Annotated in this window: 3 protein-coding genes; all 3 read right to left on the bottom strand. The window is 35.2% G+C overall.

What is annotated here, in order from left to right; translation table 11 throughout:
- Positions 1–10 precede the first annotated feature (10 nt).
- Positions 11–337 (bottom strand): PrgI family protein, encoded by a 327-nt coding sequence (locus tag RCF13_RS23445; protein WP_308141583.1) that lies wholly within the window; start codon positions 335–337, stop codon positions 11–13.
- Positions 338–379: 42 nt separating this feature from the next.
- Positions 380–1,033: a hypothetical protein gene (locus RCF13_RS23440; protein ID WP_308141582.1), complete on the bottom strand. Its 654-nt coding sequence runs from the start codon at positions 1,031–1,033 to the stop codon at positions 380–382.
- Between the two features lie 96 nt (positions 1,034–1,129).
- Positions 1,130–1,534, bottom strand: coding sequence for a hypothetical protein (locus RCF13_RS23435; protein ID WP_016121759.1), 405 nt, complete (start codon positions 1,532–1,534; stop codon positions 1,130–1,132).
- Positions 1,535–1,941: the final 407 nt, after the last annotated feature.

Genomic DNA, 1,941 nt, shown 5'->3' with positions numbered 1-1,941 from the left:
ACCTCCTACTTTACTCTCTAGACCCTTTCCTCCAAGTGCCATATTGGGACTTTTCACCTAGACGAATTAACCAATAATAGTCATAAAACATGTTGTATTTACTGTTTTTTAGAAACCCTAAATATCCAACTATAGCCAGAACTGGTAGGCACGGAATTAATCCGCCCCCTATTTTTACATAAAAATCAAATCCATCTAATAATCCCCACATTATTGGGAACACCGTGTAAATAAATGTTCCGCCTACAATTAGGTAAATCAACTGCCTCATAGAAACAATACCTAGGATTACTTTTTGCTCACTGGACATATCTACAGGAACTTGTTCAATTCGCAACTCACATCCTCCTAACCTAACAACTTAATTGATACCGATCCCTTAAAATCCACCTACCCATCCAGCAATTGTAAAAGATTTATAAATAATATAGCCACCAATTATAGCTGCAGCTAAGCCTACAAAGGCTTGAACCCTTGCATGTGGATTGTTTTGACTTAAGGATAATTTTGAGCCTGCGTATATTAGCGAATAAATCATTACAAAACCACCTATTCCACCTAATATCACTAATAGAGAGTTCAAATCCTTAACTAATCCCTCTTTACCACCTTTGGAGTTGCTATAAAACATTCCAAACCAACCAACAATTGACATGCACTTGTAAAGCATCCATCCGCCTACTACTGAACCAATTAATCCAAATATCCCATTTGTTCTAAGGTTTGGATTGCTAGCTGATGCAGAAATTTTCATACCAGCTATTAAGATATTTGCTACAACCACAAAGCCACCGACAGTCATTGCCAAGATTAATAGTGAATTTAATTTCTTATTAGTGTTTGCATTTGGTGTGCTACCTTGTTTTGATTCAAAAACATTAATGTCTTTGAAAGCTTCCATCTTATCTTCTGCCTTCTTTAAGTCTTCTTCCGCATAAACCACGGGGTTATGCAGCAGACCAATCCCAAGGGATAGGATTAATGCTGTTATACAAGTGAGAACCCATTGCCGTAAGATAAATATTTTCTGCATCGGACCCCTACTTTCTATTACAAATAAGAAAAAAGATGGGTACAGAGTAATCTATTATTCCCCCTAACCCATCTCAGGAGGTAAGGTGATTAAATTTTAACCACCAAATCCTCCAACCCATCCTGCAATTACTAAACATTTGTAAACTACCCAACCACCAACACACGCTACACCTAAACCAATAAATGCCTGTGTTCGGTTTTGAGGATTACCTTGTGCTGTTGCTAATTTCACCCCAGCAAAGATTAAAGCGAAAATAACTACAAAACCCGCCAATCCCATAGCGATTATTAATAATCCGTTCATGTCTTTAAAAATACCGCTCTTCGCGTTGTTTTGTACGTTAACTTTTTGACCGCCTGCATCAACACCAGAAAAAACATTTGATCCAGCTTCTAACACCGGAGAATTTGTAAAAGTATTTTGGCCAACTGCGAATAAAGCAGCGAGCATGGTAATTGTTAAAATAACCCTTTTAAATGTTTGTGTAACTAATGTCACAACTCCACCTCCGAAATTAATTATTGAATCTAAAAAGATAGCAAATTCTTGCAGTAACTATAACTATCAATAATGAATGAATTTTTAAACTTTTGATTACGTCATACTGCAACCACCTTTCATTTGTGATGACATATTTTAGAAGCATTTGCTTCAAAGGAGCATTATACTCACGGGCATAAATATTTTTAATAGTATTTCTGTACTTTTTTTAAAAAGATAGATTTTTTTTAAAGAGGTATACTATATATAGAAGGATAGATTTTTTTTAATGAGGCACTTAATTTTGAATGAGGTGATATTAATGATTGGTTTTCTCATAAATTGTGTAGTTGGTAGAAAAATAGGTAAAGAAAGTGGTAAATCTGGCTTGCTCATTTTAAGCGTCATTTTAGCATTATTACTAA

The sequence above is a fragment of the Stenotrophomonas maltophilia group sp. RNC7 genome, assembly GCF_030910085.1.
Lineage (GTDB): Bacteria > Pseudomonadota > Gammaproteobacteria > Xanthomonadales > Xanthomonadaceae > Stenotrophomonas > Stenotrophomonas sepilia.
This window is presented reverse-complemented; position numbering and strand designations above follow the sequence as displayed.

Coding starts and splice junctions, on each gene's coding strand:
- RCF13_RS23440 (WP_308141582.1), bottom strand. CDS start 1,033: ATGCAGAAAATATTTATCTTACGGCAATGGGTTCTCACTTGTATAACA.